At 51.4% G+C, this 1,994-nt stretch carries 3 protein-coding genes; 2 read left to right on the plus strand and 1 reads right to left on the minus strand.

Annotated features, from left to right (window positions below; all coding sequences use genetic code 11):
- A partial coding sequence (locus tag ACTF5Z_RS12005) for a tetratricopeptide repeat protein (protein ID WP_438985839.1) occupies nucleotides 1-486 on the plus strand: 486 nt, incomplete at its 5' end.
- Here ACTF5Z_RS12005 and nadA read toward each other — a convergent pair.
- Nucleotides 487-1,536, minus strand: a complete 1,050-nt coding sequence (gene nadA, locus ACTF5Z_RS12010) for a quinolinate synthase NadA (protein WP_438985840.1) — start codon at nucleotides 1,534-1,536, stop codon at nucleotides 487-489.
- Between the two features lie 163 nt (nucleotides 1,537-1,699).
- Here nadA and ACTF5Z_RS12015 point away from each other — a divergent pair.
- Nucleotides 1,700-1,994 (plus strand): response regulator (locus ACTF5Z_RS12015; RefSeq protein WP_438985841.1); only part of this gene is annotated, 295 nt, incomplete at its 3' end.

The raw sequence follows: 1,994 nt of genomic DNA on the forward strand, positions 1-1,994 counted from the left end.
TTTGACGAAGCGCGAACTATTATGGAGTCACTGTTGCAGAACCGCCCCTCCTCTCAGACTTACTTAATGAGCCTAGTGGATATTGCGGTACACCAACGCGACACCAGCTGGGTGTTGGGCACTTTGGAAAAGGCAACCAAACTTAATCCGGGTAACAAAGCGCTCACACTGGCGTACGCTCGCGCGCTAATGACCAATCAACAAGCGCATATCGCAGAGGCCGTGCTTGAACCTCTCGCGCGCGACGTCAAAAACGATCCCCTACTGTGGTACTGGCTCGCTGAAATTCAGGGTTTATCGGGCAACATTCAAGGACTACATCAAGCGCGGGGCGAATATTTTTTATTACATGGCATTGCCGACGAATCTGAAAAACAATTCCGCTACGCCCTTCAGTTAGCGCGCAACGACTTCGTCGAATCGTCAAAAATAGAAGAGCGATTGAAAGCCGTCTACGCCTTTCGGGATAGACTTGAAGAACTGTAACTAGAGCGTTGCTTTAAAACTTAGCATCCGCTCCAGTGGCAGCATCGCGCGCTCAGCCAAAGCAGGCTCAACGAAAATCTCGTTACCACCCACCTCAAACACCCGATCTAAGGCTTCTAGCTCATTCATCGCCATCCAGGGGCAGTTTGCACAGCTGCGACAAGTCGCACCATTACCTGCTGTGGGCGCAATCATGAAAGTCTTGCCGGGCGCAGCTTGTTGCAACTTATAAAAAATGCCTTGGTCTGTAGCGACAATAAATTTAGAGGCTTTGGAACTCACAGCGGCTTGAATGATTTGCGTTGTCGACCCTATTTGGTCAGCAATTTCGAGGACCGCATCGGGCGATTCTGGGTGCGCAAGGACTTCGGCATCAGGATGGGCTCTTTTTAGATCAAGAATACCGCGAGCCTTGAATTCTTCGTGCACAATACATGCGCCATCCCACGCGATGATGTCCGCGCCACTGGCTTTTTTGACATAGGCGCCCAAATGACGATCGGGCGCCCACAAGATTTTTTCGCCTTTTTGGTTCAGGTGTTCCGCAACCTGCAGAGCAATGCTAGAGGTAACCACCCAATCCGCTCGGGCTTTCACCGCCGCGGAGGTGTTAGCGTAGACCACCACCGTACGGTCTGGGTGCTGATTGCAAAAGGCATCAAATTGATCGATCGGGCAGCCTATGTCCAGCGAACAAGTGGCTTCAAGCGTAGGCATTAGGACACGCTTGTTGGGCGTTAAGATCTTCGCCGTCTCTCCCATGAACTTAACGCCCGCTACGATTAATGTTTTTGCGGGGTGATCGCGACCAAAACGCGCCATCTCTAGCGAATCAGAAACAAAGCCTCCAGTCTGCTCGGCCAGAGCCTGAACTTCTGGTGCCGTGTAGTAGTGAGCGACAAGCACAGCATCTTCTTGCTTGAGCTTTTGCGCAATCGACTCCATCAGCGCTTGCGTCTGCTGCTTACTGCGCTGAACCTGCTCGGCTTTGTCCAGATGATCCGAAACTTGCTGACGAATTCGATCTAAGTTGTCAGATGCTAAGCTCATAATTACCACCACCAGTAACTCAATGGGCGCGAATGTTACCACATCTTGACAGAAAGATTACTGCCCTTCCTCACACCAAGTTGCACGCTGCGTTAACAGCTACTAGGTTTGGTTCACGGTAAATGATAACCTTACTTAAATGTAATGAGAGTGGCGTACAGCAATGTCCGAAACAGACAGCCGTGAAAATCCGACCATCCTCGTCACCGACGATGATGCCATGACCCGAATGCTGACAAGACAGTGTCTTGAAGCCGAAGGCATGATTGTTCTGGAAGCCGAAAACGGACCCGCCGCCATCGATCTGTTTGTCCGTGAATCACCCGACTTAGTCTTCATGGATGTTCAAATGCCGGGCATGTCGGGCTTAGAAGTCTGCGAGCGCATTCGGCGTATGCCGCAAGGTCGCGATGTACCTATCCTGCTGGTTACGGGCGCCGATGATGAGGAAAGCATAG

It is taken from the genome of Aequoribacter sp. (assembly GCF_965659035.1).
Taxonomy (GTDB): Bacteria; Pseudomonadota; Gammaproteobacteria; order Pseudomonadales; family Halieaceae; genus Aequoribacter.

What these genes read in the sequence shown, in the direction of transcription:
- nadA (WP_438985840.1), bottom strand. Translation starts at nt 1,536, where the DNA reads ATGAGCTTAGCATCTGACAACTTAGATCGAATTCGTCAGCAAGTTTCG.